The sequence below is a fragment of the Micromonospora sp. NPDC005367 genome, assembly GCF_040606825.1.
Lineage (GTDB): Bacteria > Actinomycetota > Actinomycetes > Mycobacteriales > Micromonosporaceae > Micromonospora.
Map to the genome: position 1 here is coordinate 39,014 of NZ_JBEXFP010000026.1, position 26,095 is coordinate 65,108.

Annotated in this window: 20 protein-coding genes; 18 read left to right on the top strand and 2 right to left on the bottom strand. The window is 70.9% G+C overall.

The genetic code is table 11. The features are described 5' to 3' along the window. Positions 1 to 36: 36 nt before the first annotated feature. Together ABZS42_RS19170 and ABZS42_RS19175 are read left to right on the top strand one after the other, a co-directional pair. On the top strand, positions 37 to 2,517 hold the full coding sequence (locus tag ABZS42_RS19170) for a serine/threonine-protein kinase (RefSeq protein WP_355147009.1): 2,481 nt from the start codon (positions 37 to 39) through the stop codon (positions 2,515 to 2,517). Continuing rightward, positions 2,514 to 6,797 (top strand): FtsK/SpoIIIE domain-containing protein, encoded by a 4,284-nt coding sequence (locus tag ABZS42_RS19175; protein WP_355147011.1) that lies wholly within the window; start codon positions 2,514 to 2,516, stop codon positions 6,795 to 6,797. The genes ABZS42_RS19170 and ABZS42_RS19175 overlap by 4 nt, the downstream gene beginning before the upstream one ends. 106 nt (positions 6,798 to 6,903) lie before the next feature. Here ABZS42_RS19175 and ABZS42_RS19180 read toward each other — a convergent pair whose 3' ends face one another. After that, the gene (locus ABZS42_RS19180; protein ID WP_355147013.1) at positions 6,904 to 7,305 is read right to left on the bottom strand and encodes a hypothetical protein; all 402 of its coding nucleotides are present in this window, start codon (positions 7,303 to 7,305) and stop codon (positions 6,904 to 6,906) included. Positions 7,306 to 7,583: 278 nt separating this feature from the next. Here ABZS42_RS19180 and ABZS42_RS19185 point away from each other — a divergent pair, with 278 nt between their 5' ends. Beyond that, positions 7,584 to 8,744: a CapA family protein gene (locus ABZS42_RS19185; RefSeq protein WP_355147015.1), complete on the top strand. Its 1,161-nt coding sequence runs from the start codon at positions 7,584 to 7,586 to the stop codon at positions 8,742 to 8,744. Between the two features lie 36 nt (positions 8,745 to 8,780). Here ABZS42_RS19185 and ABZS42_RS19190 read toward each other — a convergent pair whose 3' ends face one another. Next, the gene (locus ABZS42_RS19190; protein ID WP_355147017.1) at positions 8,781 to 9,554 is read right to left on the bottom strand and encodes an FCD domain-containing protein; all 774 of its coding nucleotides are present in this window, start codon (positions 9,552 to 9,554) and stop codon (positions 8,781 to 8,783) included. Positions 9,555 to 9,689: 135 nt separating this feature from the next. On the opposite strand from ABZS42_RS19190, the gene ABZS42_RS19195 reads away from it, so the two are divergent. From ABZS42_RS19195 to ABZS42_RS19265, 15 genes are all read left to right on the top strand, one after another. Continuing rightward, a complete protein-coding gene (locus ABZS42_RS19195; RefSeq protein ID WP_355147019.1) occupies positions 9,690 to 10,976 on the top strand; it encodes a sugar ABC transporter substrate-binding protein in 1,287 nt (428 codons plus the stop codon). 74 nt (positions 10,977 to 11,050) lie between these two features. After that, positions 11,051 to 12,001 carry a sugar ABC transporter permease gene (locus ABZS42_RS19200; RefSeq protein WP_355147021.1) on the top strand — a complete coding sequence of 317 codons (951 nt, stop codon included), beginning with the start codon at positions 11,051 to 11,053 and terminating at the stop codon, positions 11,999 to 12,001. Continuing rightward, positions 11,998 to 12,813 (top strand): carbohydrate ABC transporter permease, encoded by an 816-nt coding sequence (locus tag ABZS42_RS19205; protein WP_355147023.1) that lies wholly within the window; start codon positions 11,998 to 12,000, stop codon positions 12,811 to 12,813. The genes ABZS42_RS19200 and ABZS42_RS19205 overlap by 4 nt, the downstream gene beginning before the upstream one ends. A 7-nt stretch (positions 12,814 to 12,820) precedes the next feature. Further along, positions 12,821 to 13,969 (top strand): galactonate dehydratase, encoded by a 1,149-nt coding sequence (gene dgoD, locus ABZS42_RS19210; protein ID WP_355147025.1) that lies wholly within the window; start codon positions 12,821 to 12,823, stop codon positions 13,967 to 13,969. Positions 13,970 to 13,974: 5 nt separating this feature from the next. Next, positions 13,975 to 14,610 (top strand): bifunctional 4-hydroxy-2-oxoglutarate aldolase/2-dehydro-3-deoxy-phosphogluconate aldolase, encoded by a 636-nt coding sequence (locus ABZS42_RS19215; RefSeq protein ID WP_355147027.1) that lies wholly within the window; start codon positions 13,975 to 13,977, stop codon positions 14,608 to 14,610. Continuing rightward, positions 14,607 to 15,557, top strand: a complete 951-nt coding sequence (locus tag ABZS42_RS19220; protein ID WP_355147029.1) for a sugar kinase — start codon at positions 14,607 to 14,609, stop codon at positions 15,555 to 15,557. Before ABZS42_RS19215 ends, ABZS42_RS19220 begins: the two co-directional genes overlap by 4 nt. Before the next feature lie 31 nt (positions 15,558 to 15,588). Continuing rightward, on the top strand, positions 15,589 to 16,818 hold the full coding sequence (gene manD / locus ABZS42_RS19225) for a D-mannonate dehydratase ManD (protein ID WP_355147031.1): 1,230 nt from the start codon (positions 15,589 to 15,591) through the stop codon (positions 16,816 to 16,818). Further along, positions 16,808 to 17,353: a gluconokinase gene (locus ABZS42_RS19230; RefSeq protein WP_355147033.1), complete on the top strand. Its 546-nt coding sequence runs from the start codon at positions 16,808 to 16,810 to the stop codon at positions 17,351 to 17,353. The genes manD and ABZS42_RS19230 overlap by 11 nt, the downstream gene beginning before the upstream one ends. A 108-nt stretch (positions 17,354 to 17,461) precedes the next feature. Further along, the gene (locus ABZS42_RS19235; protein WP_355147035.1) at positions 17,462 to 18,964 is read left to right on the top strand and encodes a hypothetical protein; all 1,503 of its coding nucleotides are present in this window, start codon (positions 17,462 to 17,464) and stop codon (positions 18,962 to 18,964) included. A 278-nt stretch (positions 18,965 to 19,242) separates the two neighbouring features. Continuing rightward, positions 19,243 to 20,517 (top strand): multidrug effflux MFS transporter, encoded by a 1,275-nt coding sequence (locus ABZS42_RS19240; protein WP_355147037.1) that lies wholly within the window; start codon positions 19,243 to 19,245, stop codon positions 20,515 to 20,517. Positions 20,518 to 20,870: 353 nt separating this feature from the next. Then, positions 20,871 to 21,632: a DeoR/GlpR family DNA-binding transcription regulator gene (locus ABZS42_RS19245; protein ID WP_355147039.1), complete on the top strand. Its 762-nt coding sequence runs from the start codon at positions 20,871 to 20,873 to the stop codon at positions 21,630 to 21,632. A gap of 82 nt (positions 21,633 to 21,714) precedes the next feature. Next, positions 21,715 to 23,055, top strand: coding sequence for a sugar ABC transporter substrate-binding protein (locus ABZS42_RS19250; protein ID WP_355147041.1), 1,341 nt, complete (start codon positions 21,715 to 21,717; stop codon positions 23,053 to 23,055). A 59-nt stretch (positions 23,056 to 23,114) separates the two neighbouring features. Beyond that, positions 23,115 to 24,050, top strand: coding sequence for a sugar ABC transporter permease (locus ABZS42_RS19255; protein ID WP_355147042.1), 936 nt, complete (start codon positions 23,115 to 23,117; stop codon positions 24,048 to 24,050). Beyond that, positions 24,047 to 24,919: a carbohydrate ABC transporter permease gene (locus tag ABZS42_RS19260; RefSeq protein ID WP_355147044.1), complete on the top strand. Its 873-nt coding sequence runs from the start codon at positions 24,047 to 24,049 to the stop codon at positions 24,917 to 24,919. The genes ABZS42_RS19255 and ABZS42_RS19260 overlap by 4 nt, the downstream gene beginning before the upstream one ends. After that, positions 24,916 to 25,953 (top strand): zinc-dependent alcohol dehydrogenase family protein, encoded by a 1,038-nt coding sequence (locus ABZS42_RS19265; RefSeq protein ID WP_355147046.1) that lies wholly within the window; start codon positions 24,916 to 24,918, stop codon positions 25,951 to 25,953. The genes ABZS42_RS19260 and ABZS42_RS19265 overlap by 4 nt, the downstream gene beginning before the upstream one ends. The last annotated feature ends 142 nt before the right edge of the window (positions 25,954 to 26,095 follow it).

The following is a 26,095-nucleotide window of genomic DNA, read 5'->3' on the forward strand; positions in this document are numbered from 1 at the left end:
CAAAGTGACTCTAAGGGTGAACGGCAAGGAGTGGGTGTGCAGGAGTCCCCGGCCTCGCAGCGGCTGGTGGCGGGGCGCTACCGGCTCTCCGGTCTGCTCGGCCGGGGTGGGATGGGCACGGTCTGGCGGGCGACCGACGAGCTCATCGGCCGGGACGTCGCTGTCAAGGAGATCCGCCCCGGTCCTGGCCTGTCGCCCGCGGAACGCGTCGTGTCCGGGAAACGGGCGCTACGTGAGGCACGGACCGCCGGGCGCATCCACCACCCGGCGGTCGTCACCATTCACGACGTGGTGCCCCCCAGCGCCGCAGACGACGCGGTCTACATCGTCTCGGAGCTGGTGGACGCACCGAACCTCGCCGACGTCCTCGCGGCGGACGGAGCCATACCGGCGGCCCGGGTCTGCGCGATCGCGGTCCGGATCCTGGACGCGCTGGCCGCGGCGCATGCCATCGGTGTGGTCCACCGTGACATCAAACCCAGCAACATCATGCTGCTCGGCGGCGACGACGTGAAGCTGGTCGACTTCGGCGTCGCGCAGGGCGTCGGCGAGGAGCGGATGACCAAGAGTGGAATCATGGGCTCCGGCGGCTATCTCGCCCCGGAGTTGTTCCACGGTGGGGAGCCGGGACCGGCGTCGGATCTGTGGTCGGTCGGGGTCACGCTGCTGCAGGCCGTCACCGGTCGGGCTCCGTTCGAGCGAGCGTCCACCGCGGCGACGATCCACGCGGTCCTCTACGAGGAACTGCCGGAGGTGAGCTGCGACCCGCCGTTGGCCACGGCGATAACCGCGCTGTTGCAGCGGGACCCCGACCGGCGGACGACACTCCAGCAGGCACGTGTGGTACTCGTCGGCGGCACCGTGACGGCGCAGGAGCCACCGCGTCCGCCGGTGCCGGCCACCGCGACGCCCGAGGGCGAGGAGTGGGAACAACATCGGACCCGGGTCCACGACTCAGCCGGTCGTCGCCCCGTACCCCGGCAACGTCGCATGCCCGCGTCCTCCGATGCGGATGCCGGCTTCCCGGTTTCCACGCCGCCCGGGATCCGTCGTACGAACCTGATCCTCCGCGTGATCCTGCCGCTGCCCTGCGGCTGGGCGAGCTGGCTGTTGCTGCACGAGACGTTGGGTGTGCATCCGGTGATGGCCATTGGGGCCGCGCTGTTGGCTTTCGTGGTCGTGGTGCTCAATGTCCACTCCTCCCCGTCGGGCCTGCTGCACTTCCGCGAGGAGACGCTGGTCTTCGCCATCGGGCGGCTCCCGGCGGGGCGGACGGACGGCCAGGTGGAGTTGCGCTGGAAAGACGTCGGCGACGTCGTCGTCGCCCCTGCTGCCGGATCCACCGATCGGAGTGTTATCGCGGTCGGGCTGGCCAGCGCGGACTGGCCCAGCGCCGAGACGGCACGGCAGTTCAAAGGGTTCCTACGGGTGCGCCCGGGAGGCGGCCTGGTATGGACGGTGGGGGACCTGCGTGCTTCTCCCGACGACGTGAGGGCCGCCATCCTCGCCGTGGCGCCCGACCATGTCCGGGTCGAGTCCGCGGCCGACGAGCCTTCCCGGGCTGTCCGACATCGGCCACGCCGGGGCGCTCTGGTCTTCTGTCTGCTGCTCATCCTCGGCCTGATCGGGGGCACCCACTACTACCGGTACGAGCTCAAGGACGCCTACGCCCTCTCCAAGGACGCGACCTCGGCGGTGGCCTACACGCCCGATGGCACTGCCCTCGCCGGCGCCACCCCCGGCGTGATCACGATCTGGAATCTGGCGACCCGCAGGGCCGACGTGCTGCTCGGCGAACAGTACGATGTCACCTCGCTCGCCTTCAGCCCTGACGGGAAGATCCTGGTCAGTGGCGACGATTCGGGGAACATCAAGCTGTGGAACGTGGCCGCGCAACGCAGAATGGCCACTCTCAGCATCCGTGAGACCGGCAACTTTGAGATCAAAAGCGTCCAGTTCAGCCCGGACGGCACGGCGGTCGCGGCACGCGACGAGCTCGGGAACGTCGGGCTGTGGCGCCTCAACAACCCCGCCAAGCTGATATCGATCGACACCGAGGACATGGCTGTCGACAGCATCCGATTCAGTGCGGACAACCGCGTCCTCCTCGGCCTCGACCAGAGGACCGGCACGCGGCGGTTCTGGCAGACGAGCAACGGCGCCACAACCCGCCCGTCCGGCACGTTCGCACCGCTGGCGAACGTCCAGCCGGACCACTCCGTCCTCATCCGCGACGCCAGGTCGGATCAGATCCTGGTCACGCTCCGCGGCAACAACGACAGCATCGACGCGAACGCCTTCGGGGCCGGGGACCTCTTCGCCACCGCGGCCGAGAGCGGCATCCGGGTGTGGCGCGTCAGTGACGGTCACCTGGTGCAGGCCGTCGCAACCGGCTTGTTCCCGCTCAGCGGTCCCGGATGCGATGACGTCGCCCTGAACCCCGACGGACGGAGCATCGCCTGCGCCGGCGAGAAGGGGCTCCGGCTCTGGGCGTTCGAGCAGGAGGGCGGGGCATGATCCTCCGCCTGACGGTGCGGGACGTCGCGACCGGGCAGCGTGACGACGTCGAGGTCACCGCGGCACCGGACAGCGACCTCGGATCACTGTTGTCGGCTCTGCCGGTGGCGCTCGACGGCCGGTCATGCTTCGTGGGCACCCAGCGATTGGACCCTCGGGCAACCCTCGCGGAGAGTCCACTGATGCCGGGCTCGGTCATCAGCGTCGGCGGTCCCGGTCCGGTCGGTCGCCTCGTCGACGCCGGTGCCGCCGGGCTGCTGGAAGTCGTGCACGGCCCGGACCGTGGTCTCACCGTCGCCCTACGCCCGGGCCGGCACGTCGTCGCACGAAACTCCACGGTCGCAGTGCCGCTTCGCGATCCGGACGTCTCTCGGCGTGCCCACGCCGAGCTGACGATCCACCAGGACGGCCGCGCCGAGGTGACCGATGCCGGGTCCAGCAACGGAACCTTCGTGGACGGGGCTCGGATCACCGGGACGGCCCGGCTGGCCCCACGAAGCGTGCTCGGGATCGGCGCGAACGAGCTGCACTGGAAGCGGATCCCGCCGGACAGCCTACGGGTCACCCGCGCCCCCGACGGGCGACTCGACTTCGACCGCGCCTTCACCGTGGCGCCGGTGGTGCCCGACCTCGAGGTGACCTTCCCGGCGCGGCAGCCGGCCGTCCGAAGGTCGGCCACGATGGTCCTGCTCGGGGCAGGGGCGGCCGTGGTGGCCGCGTCGATCACCCAGCACCCGCTCGCGTGGCTCGGCGCGGTCGCGGCCATCGTCGGCTACCTGGTCGTCAGTTCGTCGGAGGAGAAGCAGAGCAACGAACAGAAGGAGGCCTTCGCCGCCGCTCAGCGGGCGATCGAGGACCGCATCGCCGCGCAGGTGAAGGCCGAGACAGCCGCCCGCCGACTGCTCGCACCCGGCCCGGCGGAGGTCGTCGCGGCGGCGTCCGGTGAGCGAGGGGACCTGTGGACGCGGCGGTCGGACGCACCACACGGTCTGACGCTGCGCGTCGGCACCGCCGATCAGCCGGCCGCCGTCACGCTGCGCGGGGACCCGTGGCCGGGTTTCGAGCAACCGACGATGCACGCCGCGCCGGTGACCGTGGACCTGCGGGACACCGGTGTGTTCGGCGTGGTCGGGCCCGAGGAGGCCGTCGACGACACCTTGCGCTGGTTGGTGATCCAGCTGGCCACCCTGCGGGGACCCGACGACCTGCGCCTGGTGCTGATCACCACCGGGGACGCCGACCGGCTGGGCTGGGTCCGGTGGCTGCCCCACGTCGACGCCGGTGACGCCGCCCTCGTGCCGTGCCTGATAGGCAACACCACGCAGACCCGCGCCACCCGGGTGGAGGAGCTCCGGCGGACGATCGCGGCCCGCCGCGCCGAAAAGACGTCCGCCGGCCCGTACGGCGCGGAGGTGGTGGTCGTCCTGGACGGCGCGCTCGCCCTGCGCGAACTGCCCGGAATGCACGAGGTGCTGCGTGACGGCCCGGCGGTCGGGGTCTACGTGATCTGCGCCGACCGGCACGGTATGAACGAGTGCCGAGACGTGTGTGAGGTCGATCCGCGCTCGATGAAGCTCACCCGTGGCCAAGGCGATCCGCCGATCAAGGGTCGCCGGGAGGGGCTGGACATGCCCACCGCGGAACGGCTTGCCCGTGCGCTGGCTCCGATGCGGGACCGGGCCGCGCTGGCCGGCACCCAGCACGCCATTCCCAACCGGGTACGGCTGCTCGACCTGTTCGGTCTGCGCGTACCGACGGGGGAGGACGTACTCACGCTCTGGGGTGCGGGACGGGGGCCGCGAACCCGGGTCCGGTTGGGTGTGGACGCCCGGGGGCCGGTCCACGTCGACCTGGCAGAGCAGGGGCCGCACACGATTCTCGGCGGTGCCACCGGTGCCGGCAAGAGTGTTCTGTTGCAGAGCCTCGTCACCGCGCTGCTGCTCGGCAACCGGCCCGACGAACTCAACATGGTGCTCGTGGATTTCAAGGGCGGCAGCGCGTTCCTGCCGTTCGAGGGGTGCCCGCACGTCGTGGCGCTCATCCGTTCCACGGGCGAGACGGTCGCCGACGTGTTCGACGCCGCCGCCGCGGCGCGCGTGCTGGCGTCGATCCGGGCGGAGGTGAGCCGCCGAGAGGCGCTGCTGGCCCGTTACGACGGCGAGATCGACCGGTACTGGCAGACGCGGCGTTCGGGGATGGAGCTGCCACCGCTGCCCCGCCTCGTGTTGATCTTCGACGAGTTCGCACGGGTGCTCGACACCGTGCCCGACTTCGTCCGGGAACTGGTGAACGTCGCGGCCAAGGGACGCTCCCTCGGCATGCACCTGGTGCTGGCCACCCAGTCGTTGCAGGGCAAGCTGTCGCCGGAGCTGAAGAACAACGTCTCGCTGCGGATCAGTCTGCGGCAGAACGAGGCGTCGGACTCGGCCGAGGTGCTCGGTGTCCCGGACGCCGCCAGGATTCCGGGCGCGCTGCGCGGCCGGGGAATGATCTTCTGCACCACCGCCGAGACCCGGGTGCCGCAGGAGTTCCAGTCCGGCTACCTCGGCGACCCGCCACCCACCGGCGCTGTCGCGGCCACCGTCCGTACGCTGGACTGGGCCGGCCTCGGTGCGCCGAGGCCGCCCGATCCGGTCCCGTCCCGTGCGACCGCGAAGGATCAGGAGCTGGCGATCGCGGCCGTGGAGGAAGCCGCCCGGATCGCCGGTCTGACAGCCCCCTTCCGGCCGCTGCTTCCTCCGCTGCCGCCGCTGCTGGCGCTCGACGACCTGCCGCACCATCAAACCGAGGGTCCTCCCGCCACCGGCGTCGCGATCGCGCTTGCGGACGAGCCGGGGACCCAGGCGCAACCGGCCGAGCACTTCGATCTCGCGGCGGCGGACCGGCTCCTGGTCGCTGGCGGCGCGCAGTCCGGTCGTACGACATTCGCCCGGTCCCTGGTCACCGGCCTCGTCGCCCGCTTCGGGCCGGACGAGGTGCACCTCTACCTCGTCGAGCGCCAGCCCGGTGGCCTCGCCGACTATGCGGACCTGCCGCACTGCGGCGGCGCGTTCACTCCGGCGGACGCCGACCGGATCCGCCGCCTCGTCACCTGGTTGCATCAGGAGGTACGCGCCCGAGGGGCGACCAGCCCGGCTCCGGGAGCGACGCCGCCGCCGTACGTCGTCGTGATCATCGACGGCTGGGAGCACTTCGAGGACCACAGCGATCCGCAATTCGTGGAGACCTCGTTGCTCACGATGCTGCGTGGGGTCATCACCGCCGGGGCGCCGCTCGGCGTGCACGTGATCGCCATCGGTGGCCAGGACATGCTCAACCACAGGTTGCCGAGCCTCTACAACCGCCGACTGCTCCTGCCCTTCCCCAACGAGGACACCCGACGGGCGCACCTCACGTCGGCGATGCCGAGCCCGCCTCCGTTGCCCGGGCGTGCCATCGACGCGGCGACCGGGCGGCAGGTGCAGGTCTGCCGGCCCGATCGCTCGGCCGCCCGGCTCGTCGCCGAGGTGCGGGCGGCGGCCCGGGACGTCGAGCCGGCCCGGCTCCCGCGACGGTTCCCGGGCCTGCCCGGCCGGATCGTGCTCGCCGAGCTGGCCGGGCCGGACCCGATCCCGAGCCGCGGCTGGGTTCCGCTCGGGATCGGCGCCGACGAGCACGCCGCCGTCGGTGTCGACCTCTTCGATGCCGGGGCGCACCTGCTGTTGGTCTCCGGGCCGGCCGGAGCCGGGCGCAGCACGGCCGCGGCCGTCGTCGCACACGGCCTGCGGCGGCACGACATCGGCGTACTCGTCGTCGCGCCGCCGCGATCACCCCTGCCGCTGCTGCTGCCCGAGGACCCGGGGGTACGGGTGTTGACCGGAACGGCCATCAAGGACAGTGAGCTGCGTGAGGTGGCCGCGAGCTTCGGCGACACCCGCTACGTGGTGATCGTCGACGACGTCGACCAACTCGCGGTGCTCGCCAGCGAGCAGGGGTTCACCAGCACACCCACCCTCGTCGAGGAGGTCGCCCAGCCGACGGCCCGGGGTGGGCGCGCCCTCGTCCTGACCGCGGACGCCCGGCCGGTGCTGACCGGGTTCCCCGGACCGTCCGCTCGATTGATCAACACCGCGCTCACGACCGGTCACCGCCTGCTGCTCACACCGGAGGACCGTGCGACGGCGCTGGCCCACAACGTCCCCCTGGATCCGGACCAGTACTTCACCGCCCCGCCCGGGCGGGGCTACCTGGTCGCGGGTCGCACGCCCACGCTGCTACAGGTGGCCGTGCCGGTTCGATGATTCCCGGCGCGCCTGCGACGTCGCGCGACGGTGGGCGAAATCCGGTCGCCGTACGCCGACGACGCCGTATTTCCCGCGGCCGTGCCGCCGCATGCGGGCGCCGCGGTCACGCCGTCGGCAGGCCCTGGTGGGTGAGGTAGAGCACGACGCGGAAGGCGTTGCCGTCGTCGTGGAGCAGGAACGACGACGCCAGCCGTACCGGCTCGCCGTCCTGGCTGCGCGGGGCGTCCCAGTCACCGCGGGCCAGCACGTAGGTCTCGTCGAGCCGTTGGCAGTCGATGCCGGCCAGGACCGGCGTGCCGAGGCCCGCGTCGCGGAACGCTTGCTCCCGTCCGGGCAGTGCGGCGAGGAAGGCCGCGCGCGGGACCGGCCGGGCGCCCGTGCGGTCGGCCAGCAGGAACGGATCGGTGAAGGTGTCGCCGGCCGCGGCCGGGTCGGTGCCCCCGGAGAAGGTGGTGAGGAAGGCGCGGACGCGGTCGTCGAGGCTGGCGGGCGAAGTGTCGTGCATGTCGGGTCCTTTCCGGAGCGCGCCGCACGAGGCAGCGGACGAGGGCGCTCCGGACCACGACGGGCAGGAGCACGAAGGCCCCGCCACGTTAACAGTCCCAAACGGACATATTAACATGTAACGCCTTGGAGATCAAGTGGTGAGCGGCTCGTCCGCACTCGTCCGTTCGGCCGATGTCACCGCGTCGCCGCCCTGCCCGGTCGAGGCGATCGGGCAGGTGGTTTGGAGTTTCGCCGTTCCCGCCGCAGAGGCGGGCGCGACCGGCATCATGGGCTGTCATGAGGAAGTTGCCCGCCGTAGCGGCGATACTGGCTGCCGTTCTGACGGCGGGCTGCGAGGCGCCCGAGCCGGAGTCCTTCGTCCGACCGGTGACCCCGTCCGTCCAGCCCACCAGCGCCGCGCCACCGACCACGCTCACCGTGGTGGCGGCCGGTGACCTGCTCGTGCACCCCGCGCTCAGCGAGCAGGCGGCCGCCGACGCGCGCCGGGCAGGGCGCGACGGGTACGACTTCACCCAGATCCTGGCGGCGGTGCGTCCCCGGGTGAGCGCCGCCGACCTCGCCATCTGTCACCTGGAGACACCGCTCGCCGATCCGGGCGGCCCCTTCACCGGCTGGCCGAACTTCAGCGTCCCGCCGCAGTTGGCCGACGCCGCCGCCTCGGCCGGCTTCGACACCTGTTCCACCGCCTCCAACCACTCGCTCGACACCGGGGTCGAGGGCATCGCCCGTACGCTGGACAACCTGGACCGGGTGGGTCTGCGGCACACCGGCACGGCCCGCACCGCGGCGGAGGCCCGCCGGCCCAACGTGCTGGACGTCAAGGGCGTCAAGATCGGGCATCTGTCGTACACGTTGAGCTTCAACGACATCCCGCTGCCGGCGGGCCGGCCGTGGGCGGCCAACCTGATCGACGCCGACGCCATCCGGGCCGAGGCCCGGCGGGCCCGGGAAGCCGGCGCGGAGATCGTCATCCTGTCGATGCACTGGGGCACCGAGTACCAGCACGAGCCGACCGCCGACCAGGTGGACCTGGCCCACGACCTGCTGGCCTCGCCCGACATCGACCTGATCGTCGGTCACCACGTGCACGTTGTGCAGCCGTTCGAGAAGGTGGGCGACAAGTGGGTCGCCTACGGCATGGGGAACCTCATCACGCGGTTCGACGACGGCTCGGAGGAGCGTTCGCAGGACGCGGTCGTACCGGAGTTCACATTCACCCGTACCGCCGCGGGCCGCTGGACGGTCACCGGGGTGGACGTGTTGCCGACCTGGATGGAGTACCGGCCGCTGGCCCGGGTGGTCGACGTGACCGCCGCCGCGGCCGATCCCGGATCGCCGGCCCTGCTTCGCGCCCGCTACACCGCGGTCCTCCGGCGGATCGCCGGGCTGGTGGACCAGCGGGGCGCGATCGGGGCGGGGCTGCGGATGCCGCACTGAGCGTCCCGACGCCGCGGTCGCCGGCGGCGTCGAGCCCTACCTCCGGCTGGTTTCCGCAGGCCCGGGGTCAGCGGCCTGCTCCCACAGCGACTTCATCTCGTCGAACGCCTGCTCCATCAGCTGCACCATGGCTCTGCGGGCGCGCTCGCCGTCGTGCCGCTGGATGGCCTGGGCGACCTCGGCGTGCAGTTGGAGGGCCTGCTCGTGCGGGTGGTGCGGCATGAGGTGGTGCTTGTGCCGACCGGTGAGCACCTCCGCGATCAGGTCCTGCAAGCGCAGGAACATCTCGTTTCCGGAGGCATGCAGCACCCGGCGGTGGAACTCGATGTCCAGGCTCAGGAAGCGCTCCTCGTCGCCGGCCTTACCCGCGGCCCACATCTTCGCGGCCAGCCCGATGAGGTCGCTCGCCTCCTCGTGACTCGCCCGGGTGGCGGCCAGCAGGGCGGCGTGCGGCTCGACCGCGGTGCGCAGCTCGGTGATCGACCTGAGCTGGGCCATCCGGCCGGCCGAGGCGAGTCGCCACCGGATGACCTGCGGGTCGAAGACGTTCCAGGAGCCGGCCGGACGGATCAGTACGCCCACCCGGCGGCGTGTCTCGATGAAGCCCATCGAGGCCAGCACGCGCAGCACCTCGCGGATGACCGAACGCGACACTGCGTACCGGTCGACCAGCTCGTCGATGTTGAGAATCGATCCGGGTGTCAGCTCGCGGCCGCAGATGGCGGTGCCGAGGTGTTCGAGGACGCGCGCGTGCAGTCCGGTCTCGGCAGGGGCGGCGCTGACGGGGGCCCGTGAGGCGGACGCTTCCACGCCACTGATCATATCAGTTAGATCAACACCTTGAATAAGTCTGCTTTTTGCGCTTAGCATCCCGACGTTAAGCAGATGTAAAGAGCGAGGTAGCGCCTCCTCGAGGCGATGGCCGCGACAGAAGGAGAGACAAGCGTGCGACGTAGATCGATACTCGGCACTTCTCTGGCCGTGGTCGTCGCGATGGGTGTGGCCGCCTGTGGCGGCGGGGACAGCGGCGAAGGCTCCGACACGCTGCGGATCACCCTGGTGAATCACGTGTGGACGGAGAACCTCAAGAAGGCTCTGCCGGAGTTCGAGAAGCAGTCCGGTCTCAAGGTGGAGGTCACCCAGCTCGGCGAGGATCAGCTCTCCGACCAGTACAACGTCAAGCTGAACGCCGGCTCCGGCGACATCGACGTGATGATGTACCGGCCCCTGCAGGAGGGGAAGCTGTTCGCCAAGAACAAGTACCTCGCCGACCTGACCGACCGGACCAAGTCGGACTCCGCCTTCGAGTTCGGCGACTTCCAGCCCGGCCCGGTGCAGGCCACCACCTACGAGGACAAGGTGGTCGGCGTACCGATCATCACCGAGCAGGAGGTCCTCTACTACCGCAAGGACCTGCTGGAGAAGTCCGGCTTCAACGCCCCGCCGAAGACCCTCGACGAACTCAAGGCGCAGGCCACGAAGGTCGAGGCCGACAACCCGGGCGTGGCCGGCTTCGTGGCCCGCACCGGCAAGGCGGCCGCCGTCACCCAGTTCTCCAGCTTCCTCTACAGCTTCGGCGGCGACTTCGTCGACGCCGGCGGCAAGTCCTCGGTCAACACCGAGCAGGCCAAGCAGGCGTACGCCTACTACGGCGGGATGCTCAAGGACCACGGCCCGGAGAACATCAGCACCGACATGAGCTGGTCCGAGGCGATGGCGATCTTCACCCAGGGCAAGGCCGCCTTCTACACCGAGGCGAACTCGCTCTACAAGAACGCCACCGACCCGGCCAAGTCGAAGGTGGCCGACACCGTCGGCTTCGCGGCCTTCCCGGCCGGCCCGGCCGGTTCGAAGCCGTACAACATCCCCTCGTGGGCGCTCGGCGTCAACGACGCCTCCGAGAACAAGGACAACGCCTGGAAGTTCATCCAGTGGGCGGCGGGCAAGGAGCAGTCGCTGGTGCAGCAGAAGGCGGGTGTTCCCGGCGCCCGGGCCTCGGTGTGGGCCAACCCGGAGGCCACCTCGACCTACCCGAAGGACCTCGCCGAGGCCACCACGGTCAGCACCGCCAACGGTGTCGGCCACGACCGTCCGCTGGTCGTGAAGGTCGCCGAGGCGCGCGAGATCGTCGGCCAGCCGATCGTCGACGCGATCACCGGCAAGGACTCGGCCGCCTCCGCGGACGCGGCCAACGAGGCGTTCCAGAAGTTCCTCGACGACGAGGCGAAGTAGCCCGACCGTGACGGTGGCGGGGCCGACGTGCCCCGCCACCGTACCGGTCACGCCCCTGCGAACCGGAGACCCCGATGTCCACCGTCACCACCCCCGACACCAGATCACCCGAGGCCCGCCCGGCGCTTCCGGACGGGTCGGCCTGGTCGCGCTGGGCCAACGCACACCGCAAGTGGCTCTTCGCGGCACCCGCGATGGCGTTCGTCGCCGTCCTGATCGTCTTCCCGGTGGCCTGGACCGGGTACCTCAGCCTGACCGACGCCGAAGGCTCGGTACGCGCCGAGAGCGAGTTCATCGGCTTCCAGAACTACCTCGACGTGCTCGCCGACACCGACCGCTTCTGGCCGGCGGTCTGGCGTACCGTCGCCTTCACCGGCATCGTGCTGCTCTTCGAGATCGTCCTCGGCATGGCGATCGCCCTGCTGCTGTGGCGCCCGTTCCGCGGCGAGCGGTGGGTACGCGTGGCGATCCTGCTGCCGCTGGTGGCCACGCCGGTGGCCGTCGGCATGATGTGGCGTCTGATCTTCGACCCCAACATCGGCATGGCCAACCAGGTGCTCAGTTGGGTCGGCATCGGCCCCCAGCCCTGGCTCGCCGGCCAGCACTCGGCGTTGCCGACGACGATGTTCATCGACGTCTGGCAGTGGACTCCGATGGTCGTGCTGATCCTGCTGGCCGGGCTCACCTCGCTCTCCGACGAGCCACAGGAGGCGGCGCTGATCGACGGCGCCAGCACCTGGCAGCGGTTCCGGCACGTAACCCTGCCGCTGCTCATGCCGACCGTGGTCGTGGCGATCCTGCTGCGCGGCATCGACGCGCTGAAGACCTTCGACATCCTCTACGCCACGAAGGGCCGCGGCGGCGGGTCCTTCCACGAGGTGGAGACCCTGAACGTGTACGCCTACGGGCTCAGCTTCGACTACAACGACTACGGCGTCTCGTCGACCGTCCTCATCATCTTCTTCCTGATCATCATCGGCGTGATGTGGGCGCTGACCTACCGCAAGAAGGGGCTGCAGCGATGAGACCGAGCCGCTCGTTCCGCATCTTCCGGGCGGTGGCCCTCGCCGTCGTGGTGATCGGTCTGCTGGCGCCGCTGCTCTGGATGATCACGGCGTCGCTGAAGACCAACGTCGACATCTACGACACCGGCAAGGCGTTCGCCTTCTCGCCCACCCTGGACAACTACGCCAACGTCCTGAAGCGGGCGAACTACGTCCAGTTCATCGGCAACAGCCTGTGGGTCGCGTTCGCCGCGACCGTGCTGTCGCTCATCCTCGGTGTGCCCGCCGCGTACTCGATGAGCCGGTTCAACATGCGCCGCTCGGCGTTGGTGGTGCTCATGGCCCGGGTGATCCCGGGCGTCTCGCTCCTGGTGCCCTGGTACTACGTCTTCTCGAACCTGCGGATGGTCGGCGGGTTCAGCGTGCTGATCCTGAGCCACATGTTCGTGTCGCTGCCGCTGATCGTCTACATCATGATGGGCTACTTCGACGGGCTGCCGACCGAACTGGAAGAGGCGGCCCTCGTCGACGGGTTGACCCACATCGGGGCGTTCCGGCGGATCACCATGCCGCTGTCGGTGCCGGGCATCGCCACCGCGGGCATCCTCTCGTTCATCTTCTCCTGGAACAACTTCATGTTCGCCCTCGTGCTCTCCGGCGCGGACACGAAGACGCTCCCGGTGGCGATCTTCGACTTCGTCGGGTACGCCAGCATCGACTGGGGTGGCCTGATGGCGGCGGCCACCGTCGTCACCCTGCCGATCATGGTGATCGCGCTGTTCGTGCAGAAGTACGTCGTCTCCGGCCTGACCGCCGGCGCCACGAAGGGTTGAGTCCGTCATGACGACGATCGCACGGGTGGAGACCTTCCTCGTCGCGCCGCGCTGGCTCTTCGTCCGGGTGGAGACCGTCTCTGGCGTCGTGGGCTGGGGCGAGGCGACCTGCGAGGGCCGGTCGGAGACCGTCCGTACCGCCGTCGAGCAGCTCAGCGAGCTGCTGATCGGCCGGGACGCGCTGCGGATCGAGGACCACTGGCAGGTGCTCACCAAGGCATCCTTCTACCGGGGCGGCCCGATCCTGGCCAGCGCCGTCGCCGGCCTCGACCAGGCACTGTGGGACATCGCCGGCAAGCACTTCGGCGCGCCCGTGCACCAACTGCTCGGCGGTCCGGTCCGGGACCGGATCCGGGTGTACGGCTGGGTCGGCGGTGACGAGCCCGCCGAGGTACGCGACCAGATCGCCGCGGCCGTCGCCTCGGGGCTGACGGCGGTCAAGATGAACGCGTCCGGGCGGATGAGTTCGGTCGCCTCGGTCGCCGAACTCGACGGTGTGGTTCGGCGGGTCGCCGCCGCACGCGAGGTGCTCGGCGAGGAGCGGGACGTAGCGGTCGACTTCCACGGCCGGTTCACCCTCGCCAACGCCCGCCGGGTCGCGCCGCTGCTCGAGCCGTACCGGCCGTTCTTCCTCGAGGAGCCGGTGGTTCCGGAGAACTCGCACCTGATCGGCGAGTTCGTCCGCTCCACCAGCACGCCGGTCTCGACCGGGGAGCGGCTCTACAACCGGCAGGAGTTCCTGCCGGTGCTCCAGGCCGGCATCGCGGTCGCGCAGCCGGACCTCTCGCACGCGGGCGGCATCACCGAGGTTCGCAAGATCGCCGCGCTGGCCGAGGTGTACGACGTGCAGCTCGCGCCGCACTGCCCGCTCGGCCCGATCGCGCTCGCCGCGTGCCTGCAGGTCGGCTTCGCCACGACCAACTACCTGATCCAGGAACAGAGCATCGGCATCCACTACAACCTCGGCGCGGACGTGCTCGACTACTGCGTCGACAAGACCCCGCTGACGTTCGTCGACGGGTACGTGGAGCGGCTGCGATCGCCCGGCCTCGGCATCGAGATCGACGAACACGCGGTGCGTACCGCCGACAAACGCGGGCACGCCTGGCGCAGCCCGACCTGGCGGCACCTCGACGGCTCCTACGCGGAATGGTGAATCAGATGACGCTCAACCTCACTGCCGAACTCGCCGCCGCCCGCATCCTCGCGGTCATCCGCGGCACGTCGAGCTCCGGCGCGATCGCCGCCGGCACCGCACTTCTGGAGGAGGGCGTACGGGTCGTCGAGGTCGCCCTCACGACGCCGGACGCCGCCCGGGCCATCACGGCCCTGCGCGCGGTCGCGCCCGCCGGGACCCTGGTCGGCGCGGGCACCGTGCTCACCGCCGCCGACGTGGCCGACGTGGCCACCGCCGGGGCGCAGTTCGTCGTCACGCCCGCCGTGGTCGAGTCGATCGCCGAGGCCGCCCGCCGCGACATCCCGGTCGCGGCCGGGGCGTTCACACCGACCGAGGCGTACGCGGCCATGCGGATGGGCGCGTCGGCGGTCAAGCTCTTCCCGGCCTCGGTGGGCGGCCCGGCGTACCTCAAGGCGGTGCGCGACCCGTTCCCGGACATCCCGTTCGTCGCGGTCGGCGGGGTCGGCCTCGACGACGTGCCCGGCTACCTGGCGGCCGGGGCCATCGCGGTCGGCGTCGGCGGGCCGCTGGTCGGCGACGCCGCGTCCGGCGGCGACCTGGACGCGCTGCGCGAGCGGGCCCGCACCTATCTCACCGCCGTCAAGGGAGCGCACGCATGACCCCCGACCTGCTCACCTTCGGCGAGGCCATGGTGTCGATGCGGTCCACCGGTCCGCTTGCCACCGGCGCGCCGCTGAGCATGCACCTGGCCGGCGCCGAGTCCAACGTGGCCATCGGGGTGGCCCGGCTGGGTCACCGGGCCGCCTGGGTGGGCCGGGTCAGCACCGACGAGTTCGGCGAGTACGTCGTGCGGCAGTTGCGTGCCGAGGACGTCGGCGTCGACGGGGTGGCCCGGGACACCGAGCGGCAGACCGGTCTGATGTTCCTGGAGCAGCGCTCCGCCGACCTGACCCGGGTGCAGTACTACCGCGCCGGCTCGGCCGGCTCGGCGCTGCGCGTCGACGACCTGCGCGCCCCGCTCGCCGCCGGGGCGCGGATGCTGCACCTGACCGGGATCACCCCGGCCCTCTCCGACACCGCGCGGGAGGCGACCTGCTGGGCGGCCGAGACCGCCGAAGCGGCGGGGATCCCGGTCTGCCTCGACGTGAACTACCGCGCCCGGCTCTGGTCCCGCGCGGCCGCGCGGGCGGTGCTCACGCCGCTGGCCGGGTACGCCTCGACCGTCATCGCCTCCGCGGACGAGCTGGACCTCGTCGGCGACCCGGGGGCCGACGAGCCCGCCGTGGCGGCCGAGCTGCTGCGGCGCGGCGTGGAGACCGTACTGGTCAAGCTCGGCGCCGACGGGGCCCGAGCGTACACGGTCGACGGTGTCGAGCAGGTCGGTGTGGTGAGCGTGACCGCCGTCGACACGGTGGGCGCCGGGGACGCCTTCACCGCCGGATACCTCTCGGGCTGGTTCGACGGCTTGGACCTGACCGGTCGGCTGCGTCGCGCGGCCACCCTGGGCGCCTTCGCGGTCTCCACCCGGGGCGACTGCGAAGGTCTCCCGCGTCGTGCCGAACTCGCCCTCCTCGACGGCCACGAGGCGGGCAGCGTCCTGCGCTGACCGTCGTACCACCGGAAGAAAGGCACCCCTCGTGAAGATCGTTGCTGCCGATGTCATCGTCACCAGCCCCGACCGGAATTTCGTCACCCTCAAGATCACAACTGACGAGGGGCTGACCGGCCTCGGCGACGGCACACTCAACGGCCGGGAGCTGAGCGTGGCGTCGTACCTACGCGACCACGTCGTCCCGCTGCTGATCGGACGAGACCCGCACCGCATCGAGGACACCTGGCAGTTCCTGTACCGCTCCGCCTACTGGCGGCGTGGGCCGGTCACCATGGCGGCCATCGCCGCCGTGGACGTGGCCCTGTGGGACATCAAGGCCAAGGCCGCCGGCATGCCGCTCTACCAGCTGCTGGGCGGGGCCTCCCGCACCGGCATCATGGCGTACGGCCACGCCTCCGGGCGCGACCTGCCGGAGCTGTTCGACTCGATCCGCCGCCACCTGGACGAGGGGTTCAAGTCGATCCGAGTGCAGACCTCCGTGCCCGGCATCAACGCCGTCTACGGGGTGGCCACCCAGCCCAGCGTGGACGGCAAGCGGTACGACTACGAGCCGGCGCAGCGCACCCCGTTGCCCGCCGAGGAGGACTGGGACACCCGCGCCTACCTGCGCCACCTCCCCGGTGTCTTCGAGGCGGTACGCAACGAGTTCGGCCCGGAGCTGCCGCTGCTGCACGACGGGCACCACCGGATGACCCCGATCCAGGCCGCGAAGCTCGGCAAGGCGCTCGAGCCGTACGACCTGTTCTGGCTGGAGGACTGCACGCCGGCGGAGAACCAGGAGGCGCTGCGACTGGTCCGCCGGCACACCACCACGCCGCTCGCCATCGGCGAGGTCTTCAACACCGTGTGGGACTACCAGACGCTCATCCGCGAACAGCTGATCGACTACGTCCGCTCGGCGGTCACCCACACCGGCGGCATCACCGCCATGCGCAAACTGCTCGACTACGCCGCCCAGTACCAGATCAAGAGCGGCATCCACGGCCCCACCGACATCTCCCCGGTGGGGATGGCCGCCGCCCTGCACCTGGACCTGGCGATCCACAACTTCGGCATCCAGGAGTACATGCGGCACGGCGCGCTCACCGACGAGGTGTTCCGGCAGTCGTTCACGTTCACCGACGGCTACCTGCACCCGGGGGAGCAGCCGGGACTCGGCGTCGAACTCGACGAGGCGGCCGCCGCGAAGTTCCCGTACGTGCCGGCGTACCTGCCGTTCAACCGGCTCAAGGACGGAACCGTCCATGACTGGTGAGCGGCCGCCCACCCGGCACGTCGTGGTCATGGGTGTCTCCGGCGCCGGCAAGACCACCGTGGCCCGGGGGATCAGCGAGGTGACCGGTCTGCTCTTCGCCGAGGCCGACGAGTTCCACCCGGCGGAGAACGTGGCGCGGATGCGGGCCGGCGTACCCCTGGACGACGCCGCTCGCCTGCCCTGGCTGCGTGAACTCGCCGGCTGGATGGCCGCGCGGGCGGCGGAGGGCCGCTCAACGGTGCTGGCCTGCTCGGCGCTGCGGCGGTCGTACCGGGACGTGCTGCGCCTTGGCCCGCCCGGAGTGGACTTCGTGCACCTGGACGGGCCGGCGGAGGTCATCCGGGATCGGATGGCCCGCCGCACCGGGCACTTCATGCCGGCCAGCCTGCTCGAGTCGCAGCTCGCCACCCTCGAGCCGGCCGAACCGGACGAGTCGGTGCTCGTGCTCGACGTCTCGCTCAACCCGGAGCAGCTCGTGGCGGCGGCGATCGACGGCCTCGACCTGCCCACTGTGAGCCCGGTGGGGGAGCGGTAGCCCGCCCGCAATACCGGCCTGCCCGCCGCGTGCCCTCGTGGTGCGCGGCGGGCAGAACATAGGGAAACTCCCGATTCCCCAGCTCGGCCGTCGCCGTAGCGTCGTCGCATGACCCGACGATCCGGCGTGCGGAAGCGTGGTTCGATCGCCCTCATCGTCGTGCTGCTGCTGACGGCGGGCGCGTGCCGGGGAGGCTCGCCGACCGGCCCGGGCAACGAGGACCCGTGGAGCGAAGCGGCGCTGCGGTACGGTCCGGCGCCGGTCGCGAACCCGGACGTGACGTTCCAACCCGACGTGGTGATCGTGGGCGGCGGTGGCCGGGCGATCAGGTCGGTCACCGCGGACGGGCTCACCTGGCGCATCGACGGCAAGGCCGAACACGCCGACGACGTGGCGGTCGGCAAGGTCATGTTCGTGACCGGCCGCAGTGTCGGCCGGGTACTGCATCTCGAGCGTGACGGCGGCGACCTGCTCGTCACGCTGGGGCCCGTGACGCTGACCGAGGTGATCCGGGACGGCACCTTCGTCAAGAAGGGGCTGCGGCTCACCGACCCCGTCCTGTACCAGGCCGGCGATCCGTTCTGGGCGAACACCGACGAGACCGCCACCGCGACGCCGTCACCGACCGGCCGGTTCGGCCGCAGCGTGCCGCTGCGCGCGGCTCCCGCCGTCCCGCCGCCCGGACGGCCCGTGCAGCCGCCACCGACGCGCGAGCGGGAGGCGCAGGCCGTCGCCGCCAACTTCTCCAACGGAGTGAGCTTCAACGACGGCGCGGAGGTCAGCTTCTACTACAACCGTGACGGCCTGAAGCTGAGCGGGCGAGCGGCGCTCACCTTCAAGTCGCCCGATGCGAACTTCCACCTCAACATTCGCGGCGGCCGGGTGACCCGTGCCGAGTTGGAGGTCACCGGCGGGTTCGGCATCCGGGTCGCCTTCGAGGCCGGAATCCAGGGCGGCCAGAACATCAAGGCGGTCCTGCCGATCCCGGTCGAGGCGGCCTTCCCGATCGGCACCGTCGTCGGCGTGCCGCTCATGTTCACCATCAGCCAGACGTTGAAGGTCACGACGGCGTTCGGCGCCAAGACCGGGACCATCAAGGGCTCAGGTGAGTTCTCCCTCGCGGGATCGCTCGGCTACGGCTACGCCAACGGCGCGTTCGGCCCGCGCGTGAGCACGAACGTGCAACGCAAGAGCAGCCTCATCGACTCGCTCACCGGAGTCCCCGTCGGCGTCATGGGCCTGCTCATCGAGCATCGGGTCAAGTTCGACGTCGGATTCAACGCCTTCGTCTTCAAGGCCGGCGTCTTCTTCGAGGTACGCACCGCGTACGGCGCCACGCTCGGGTCGGCGCTGGGCGCGGTGGGGACCCTCGGCTCGCACTTCGTGGAGTGCCGGGGCGTCGGGCTCGGAGTGTGGGCGAGCTACGGCATCGGGTACAGCATCCTCCAGCCGGTCGTCGACCTCGTGAACAAGTTCCTGAACCTGATCAAGGTCAAACCCATCGTCGGCGAGAGAAGGCTCGGGCCGCCGCCGTACAAGATCTGGAGCAAGGAGGAGATCACGCCGCCGGGCACCGAGATCTGCGGTACCCCGCAAGCCTCGGTCGACTGACCCCTGCCGGACGGGGCCGACGGCCGGGCCCGGTGGCTCGAAGTGGCGGGCGCGACCGCGTTCGCCTCCGGCCCGGAGTCCCACCAGGCCCGGCCGAGCCCCAGGGCGGGGTACGACCGGGGTCGGATCACGCTGCGTCGCCACCCATGCCGCCGCGTGTGAGGTGAGGCACCTTCGGTCCGTCCGGGAATGAGATCAGCCGCCGACGGTTTGCTGGCAGGTGTGAATGCTGCACGTACACCCGCACACGTCCGTCAGAGACCGGTGGGGGCGCAGGCATGACGCCCGCCCCCACCGAGGTTCAGGCCGTCCGGACCTCCGGCGACCTGATGAGCACCGCGCGCCGGCTGCGACTGGTCCTGGTGCTCGGCTCGCTTACCGCGATCGGCCCGCTCACCATCGACATGTACCTGCCGGCGCTCCCGGAGATCGCCGCTGACCTGCACACCACGTCCGCGGCCGTGCAGTTGACCCTGACCGGCACGCTCGCGGGGCTCGCCGTCGGCCAGTTACTGATCGGCCCGCTCTCGGACGCGGTCGGCCGCCGGGTGCCGCTGCTCGCCGGTGTCGCCCTGCACATCGTGGCGTCGGTGCTGTGCGTTCTCGCCCCGAGCATCGCCGTGATCGGCGTGCTGCGGGTGTTGCAGGGCCTCGGCGTGGCGGCCGCGTCGGTGGTGGCGATGGCCGTGGTCCGCGACCTGTTCGACGGTGCCGCGTTCGCCCGGCTCTTCTCCCGACTGATGCTGGTCGTCGGCGTCGCGCCGGTGCTCGCCCCGACCCTGGGCAGCGGGCTGCTGCGCTGGTCGGACTGGCGGGGCGTGTTCATCGCCCTCGCGGCTTTCGGCATCATCCTGATCACGGTGGCGGCGTTCGGCCTCCCGGAGACCCTGCCGCCCGCGCTGCGCCGGGGCGGTGGTGTCGCGGCGACCGCCCGGGTCTACGGCTCCCTGCTGCGTGACCGCACGTTCGTCGGCCTGATCCTGGTCACCGGCCTGGCCATGGCGGCGCTGTTCGCGTACGTGTCCGGGTCGTCGTTCGTCTTCCAGGAGCAGTACGGGCTCGACGAGCAGCAGTTCGGGATCGCGTTCGGCGCGGGCGCCATCGGCCTGATCGCGGCCACCCAGCTGAACGTCCGGCTGCTCGGCCGGTACTCGCCGCAGCGGATCCTGATCGCCGCACTGGGGTTGGGCACCGTGGCCGGCCTCGTGCTGACCACCTTCGCCGTGACCGGCGTCGGCGGCCTGCCGACCGTGCTGGCGTCGCTGTGGGTGGTCCTGTTCGCGGCGGGCCTGGCCATGCCGAACGCGCCCGCGCTCGCCCTGTCCCGGCACGGCGAGGCGGCCGGCACGGCCGCGGCGATGCTCGGCGCGGTGCAGTTCGGCGTGGGCGCGTTGGCCGCGCCGCTGGTCGGCGTGCTCGGCACGGGGGTCGTGGCGATGGCCGTGGTGGTGGCCGGGGGCATGATCGCCGCGCTCGCCGTGCTGTTCGTGGTCGTGCGCCCGGCGCGGCTCGGCGACGTCGCGCCGTCCGCGGTGGCCGTGGTGGCGCACTGACCGTACGGCTGTCTGCCGAGCGTATGTCGATCCGAGCGGCCGGCGGGGCGAAAGCCTCGCCGGCCGTCGCGTTCTGTGGCGTGCCCGGTCGCCCGCCGCGTCGCCGATGCTCTCGGCTGCTGCCGGGCAAAGGTGCCCGTTCGTGCCCCCGGAACGAGGATGGGCAACATCCGGGCAGCCATCCCGCCCAAACGGGCACACCATTTGTCGGACACCGGCTGCTTCGTTGGTGTTGGTGCGCCCGACCGCTCGCCGCGAACGGGCAGGAATCCTCCGGATTTTGCCCGCTCCGATGGGCGTCACATCCGCGTCACGGTGTTAAAAATTAGCAACCGACGAGCGGGAGGTGAGCGATGAATTCGATGGAACGCCGGCAGCGCATTCTCGCTCTCGCCCGTGACCACGGCCAGGTCGACGTGCAGAAACTCGCCGCCGACCTGGCCGTGTCGCCGGAGACGGTCCGGCGGGACCTGCACCGGCTCGAGCAGCAGGGGCTGGTGCGGCGTACCCACGGCGGCGCCTATCCGGTGGAGACCGCCCGGTTCGAGACGACCCTCGACACGCGAACCACCCGACTGGTGACGGAGAAGCGCCGGATCGCCACCGCGGCGGCGCAACTGCTCGCCGACGCCGAGTCGGTCTTCATCGACGAGGGCTACACCCCCCGACTGATCGCGGAGGCGCTGCCGGCCGAGCGGGCGCTCACCGTGGTCACCGCCTCGCTGGACACCGCCGCGATCCTCGCCGATTCGCCCGCCACCACGGTCCTGCTGCTGGGCGGCCGGGTCCGGAGCCGGACCCGGGCGACCGTCGATCACTGGGCGGTCGACATGCTCGCCGGTTTCGTGATCGACCTGGCATTCGTCGGCGCGAACGGGATCTCCCGGGAGCACGGACTCACCACCCCCGACCCGGCCGTCGCCGCGGTGAAGGCGCAAGTGATCAGCGTGTCCCGCCGGGTCGTTTTCGCCGGCGTGCACAGCAAGTTCGGTGCCAGCAGCTTCTGCCGCTTCGCGGACGTCGCCGACGTCGACGCCGTCGTCACGGACGTCGGCCTGCCGGCGTCCGAAGCACACCGATACTCGCTGCTCGGCCCGGTGGTCCAGCGCGTCTGACCACCGGACCGGCCGTACCCCTTACCACCACCCAAACGGATCCTGGAGGTTCGCCGTGCCCAGAAGATGGTCTCCGCACCGCTTGCGACCCGCACTGGCCCTGGCCGTCGTGGCCGTCCTGACCGCCACGGGCTGTTCCGGGGCCGGCGGCGGATCCTCCGACGACGGCGACGGCAAGAGCATCACCGTGCTCATGGTGGGCAACCCGCAGATGGAGGACCTCGCCAAGGTCACCGCGGACAACTTCACCAAGGAGACCGGCATCGAGGTCCGGTTCACGATCCTGCCGGAGAACGAGCTGCGCGACAAGGTCACCCAGGACGTGGCCACCCAGGGCGGCCAGTACGACGTGGCGACGATCGGCGCGTACGAGGCCCCGATCTGGTCGAAGAACGGCTGGCTGCACGAACTGAGCTCGTACGCCGACGCCGACACCGGCTACGACCGGGCCGACCTGCTCCAGCCGATGGTCACCTCGCTCTCCGGCGAGGACGGCAAGCTCTACGCCGCGCCGTTCTACGGGGAGTCGTCGTTCCTCATGTACAACAAGGAGCTCTTCGCCGCCAAGGGCCTGAGCATGCCGGAGCGGCCGACCTGGCAGCAGGTGGCGCAGTTCGCGGCGCAGCTGGACGACGAGAAGGCCGGTGTCTCCGGCATCTGCCTGCGCGGGCTGCCCGGTTGGGGGGAGCTGTTCGCCCCGCTCACCACCGTCGTGAACACGTTCGGTGGCACCTGGTTCGAGAAGGACTGGACGCCGAAGGTCAACTCGCCCGAGTTCGTCGAGGCCACGAAGTTCTACGTGGACCTGGTCCGTGAGCACGGTGAACCCGGCGCCCCGCAGGCCGGCTTCACCGAGTGCCTGAACACCTTCGGCCAGGGCAAGGCGGCGATGTGGTACGACGCCACGTCGGCGGCCGGCACCCTCGAGGACACCTCGGCCAGCACGGTGGCCGGCAAGGTCGGCTACGCGTACGCGCCGGTCAACAAGACGAAGTCGTCCGGCTGGCTGTGGGCGTGGGCGCTGGCGATGCCCAAGACCACCAAGCACCCCGACGCCGCCTGGAAGTTCATCTCCTGGGCCACCGGCAAGGAGTACGAGCGGATGATCGGCTCCTCGCTCGGCTGGTCCCGGGTCCCGGCCGGCAAGCGGCAGTCCACCTACGCCATCCCCGAGTACCGGGAGTCCGCCGCGGCGTTCGCGGACCTGACGCTCAAGTCGATCCAGGAGGCCGACCCGAAGAACCCCGGCGTGCAACCGCGACCCGCGCTCGGCGTCCAGTTCGTCGGCATACCCGAGTTCGCCGACCTGGGCACCAAGGTGTCGCAGGAGGTCTCCGCGGCGATCGCGGGCAGCACCACAGTGGAGAAGGCGCTCGCCGACGGCCAGAAGCTGGCCGAGGAAGCCGCCCGGGAGAACCGGTAGCCATCGGCCGGGAGCGGCCGCCCGGCGCGGCCGCTCCCCGCCCGACCCGAGGTGAACCGATGACACAGACAGTTGCCACCGGCGCGGGCCTGACGCCCCGTGCCCCGGTCGTGGCGTCAGCCCGACGGCGCGCCGCCGACAGGTGGACCCGCCGCGCCCCGCTGCTGCCCGCCCTGCTCTTCGCGATCGTCGTGACCCAGATCCCGTTCCTGGTCACCATCTACCTGTCCACACTCGACTGGAATGCGTTGCGTCCCGGCGAGCGCAGCTTCGTCGGGCTCGCCAACTACGCCGAGGTGCTCACCGACTCCCGGCTGCGGGCGGCCCTGACCAACACGGTGGTGCTCACCGCCGGAGCGGTCGTCGCGTCGGTGCTGCTCGGGCTCGGGATCGCGATCCTGCTCGACCGGAGGTTCCCCGGCCGGGGGATCGTCCGGACCCTGCTCATCACCCCGTTCCTCGTGATGCCGATGGCCGCGGCGCTGCTCTGGAAGCACGCCATCTACAACCCGGCGTACGGCCTGATCAACGGCGTGCTCGGCGGCAGCACCGACTGGGTCTCGCAGTACCCGATGCTCTCCGTCATCGCCACCCTGGTCTGGCAGTGGACCCCGTTCATGATGCTGATCATCCTCGCCGGGTTGCAGAGCCAGTCGACGGAGATTCTCGAAGCGGCCCGGGTCGACGGCGCCGGAGGCTGGCAGATCTTCACCCGGATCACGCTGCCCTACCTGCGCCCGTACCTGGAACTCGGCGCCCTACTCGGCTCGATCTACCTGGTGCAGACCTTCGACGCGGTCTTCACCATCACGCAGGGCGGCCCGGGCACCGCCACCACCAACCTGCCGTACGAGATCTACCTGACCACGTTCCGCAAGTTCGAGTACGGCGAGGCGGCCGCCGCCGGTGTCGTGGTGGTGATCGGCACGATCATCGTCGCCACCTTCGCGCTGCGGGTCATCTCCAGCCTGTTCCGGATGGAGGACGCCCGATGACCGCCGTACGCCCCGGCCCGACCGCCGCCAGGTCCACCGGCCGCCGAGCCCGGCGGGCAGCCGCCCCGGCCGCGGCGGCCTGGACCGTTCTCGCCTGGCTGGTCGGGCTGCTGTTCTTCCTTCCGGTGCTCTGGATGGTGCTCACCGGGTTCAAACGGGAGGTGGACGCCGCCAGCAACCCGCCGACCTGGGTGTTCACCCCGGTACTCGACGGCTACCGGCAGGTCTTCGACCGGGACATCACCCCGTACCTGCTCAACTCACTGATGGCCAGCCTGCTCTCGACGCTGCTGGTGCTCCTGCTGGCGACCCCGGCGGCGTACGCGCTGTCGATCCGGCCGGTGGCGAAGTGGCGCGACGTGCTGTTCTTCTTCATCAGCACCAAGATGCTCCCGGCGGTGGCCGCGCTGCTCCCCATCTACCTGCTGGTCAAGGAGTTCGGCCTGCTCGACAACATCTGGAGCATGATCGTCCTGTACACCGCGATGAACCTGCCACTCGCGGTCTGGATGATGCGGTCGTTCCTGCTGGAGGTCCCGCCCGCGCTGATCGAGGCGGCCGCGGTGGACGGTGCGAGCGTGCTGCTGACCATCCGCCGGATCCTCTTGCCGATCGTCGCGCCGGGGCTCGCCGCGACCGCGCTGATCTGCTTCATCTTCAGCTGGAACGAGTTCTTCTTCGCGGTGAACCTGACCGCCACTCGGGCCGGCACGTCACCGATCTTCCTGGTCGGCTTCATCACCTCCGAAGGGCTGTTCCTGGCGCGGCTCTGCGCGGCGGCGACGCTGGTGTCGCTGCCGGTCGTGCTCGCCGGCTGGATCGCCCAGAAGCAACTCGTACGTGGACTCTCGATGGGAGCGGTCAAGTGAAAGCAGCGGTCATCGTCAAGCCGGGTCAGATCTCCGTCGAGTCGGTACCCGACCCGACGCCCGGCGCCCGTGACGTCGTGGTGCAGGTGGCCGGCTGCGGCATCTGCGGCACCGACCTGCACATCCTCGACGGCGAGTTCGCTCCCGCGTACCCGATCGTTCCCGGACACGAGTTCGCCGGCACGGTCGTCGCGACGGGTCGCGACGTCACCGAGGTACGGGTCGGCGACGCCGTGGCGGTCGATCCCTCGCTGCACTGCGGCGAGTGCTACCAGTGCCGCCGCGCCCGGGGCAACCTCTGCGAGCGGTGGGCGGCCATCGGAGTCACCGTCTCCGGCGGGGCCGCGGAGTTCGCGGTGGCCCCGGTGAAGAACTGCTTCCCGCTGCCCGAAGGGGTGGCGCCGGTGGACGCGGCGCTGATCGAGCCGCTCTCCTGCGCGGTACGTGGTTTCGACGTCCTGCCCCGGCGGCTGGGCGACCACTACCTGATCTACGGGGCCGGGACGATGGGGCTGATGATGCTGGAGCTCGCGAAGCGCTGCGGCGCGGCGAGCGTCAGCGTGGTGGACCCGAACCCGGCCCGGCTGGCCACCGCCGTCCGGCTGGGCTGCTCGGCGTCGGCGTCGCACGCCGACGAGCTGTCCCGGCCCCGGGGCTGGGACGTGGTCATCGACTGCACCGGTGTGCAGGCGGCGATCGACGACGGCCTCGGCCGGGTCGCGCCCGCCGGCACGTTCCTCCAGTTCGGAGTCTCCGAGTACCGGACGCGGGCGACCATCGAGCCGTACCGGATCTACAACCGGGAGATCACGGTGACCGGTTCGATGGCGGTGCTGCACAGCTTCGAGCGGGCCGGTGAACTGTTCGCCGCCGGAATCCTCGACCCCGGCGTCTTCATCAGCCACCGGTACCCGCTGGACAGCTACGCCGAGGCGGTCGACCAGTTCCGCGCCGGCGTCGGGCGGAAGATCGAGATCGTGGGGGCCGGCGAGCCGGTCCGCGAGCCCGCCCCGGCGCAGGTGGGCAGCGCCTGATCCACCGGCGCCACCCCGGCCCGCCGCCCTCGTCACCGGGCGGCGGGCCGCGCGTGGGCCCGTCCCGCTGCGCCCGCGGGCGGCCGGATCGCGACGAATCCTCTAGGCTGCGCTCGTCGATACCGGCCGATCGAAGGGACGG

Bases quoted from the DNA above. Each gene is read 5' to 3' on its own strand.
- ABZS42_RS19175 (WP_355147011.1), top strand. From the start codon at position 2,514: ATGATCCTCCGCCTGACGGTGCGGGACGTCGCGACCGGGCAGCGTGAC.
- ABZS42_RS19180 (WP_355147013.1), bottom strand. From the start codon at position 7,305: ATGCACGACACTTCGCCCGCCAGCCTCGACGACCGCGTCCGCGCCTTC.
- ABZS42_RS19185 (WP_355147015.1), top strand. From the start codon at position 7,584: ATGAGGAAGTTGCCCGCCGTAGCGGCGATACTGGCTGCCGTTCTGACG.
- ABZS42_RS19200 (WP_355147021.1), top strand. From the start codon at position 11,051: ATGTCCACCGTCACCACCCCCGACACCAGATCACCCGAGGCCCGCCCG.
- ABZS42_RS19205 (WP_355147023.1), top strand. From the start codon at position 11,998: ATGAGACCGAGCCGCTCGTTCCGCATCTTCCGGGCGGTGGCCCTCGCC.
- dgoD (WP_355147025.1), top strand. From the start codon at position 12,821: ATGACGACGATCGCACGGGTGGAGACCTTCCTCGTCGCGCCGCGCTGG.
- ABZS42_RS19215 (WP_355147027.1), top strand. From the start codon at position 13,975: ATGACGCTCAACCTCACTGCCGAACTCGCCGCCGCCCGCATCCTCGCG.
- ABZS42_RS19220 (WP_355147029.1), top strand. From the start codon at position 14,607: ATGACCCCCGACCTGCTCACCTTCGGCGAGGCCATGGTGTCGATGCGG.
- ABZS42_RS19230 (WP_355147033.1), top strand. From the start codon at position 16,808: ATGACTGGTGAGCGGCCGCCCACCCGGCACGTCGTGGTCATGGGTGTC.
- ABZS42_RS19235 (WP_355147035.1), top strand. From the start codon at position 17,462: ATGACCCGACGATCCGGCGTGCGGAAGCGTGGTTCGATCGCCCTCATC.
- ABZS42_RS19240 (WP_355147037.1), top strand. From the start codon at position 19,243: ATGACGCCCGCCCCCACCGAGGTTCAGGCCGTCCGGACCTCCGGCGAC.
- ABZS42_RS19245 (WP_355147039.1), top strand. From the start codon at position 20,871: ATGAATTCGATGGAACGCCGGCAGCGCATTCTCGCTCTCGCCCGTGAC.
- ABZS42_RS19255 (WP_355147042.1), top strand. From the start codon at position 23,115: ATGACACAGACAGTTGCCACCGGCGCGGGCCTGACGCCCCGTGCCCCG.
- ABZS42_RS19260 (WP_355147044.1), top strand. From the start codon at position 24,047: ATGACCGCCGTACGCCCCGGCCCGACCGCCGCCAGGTCCACCGGCCGC.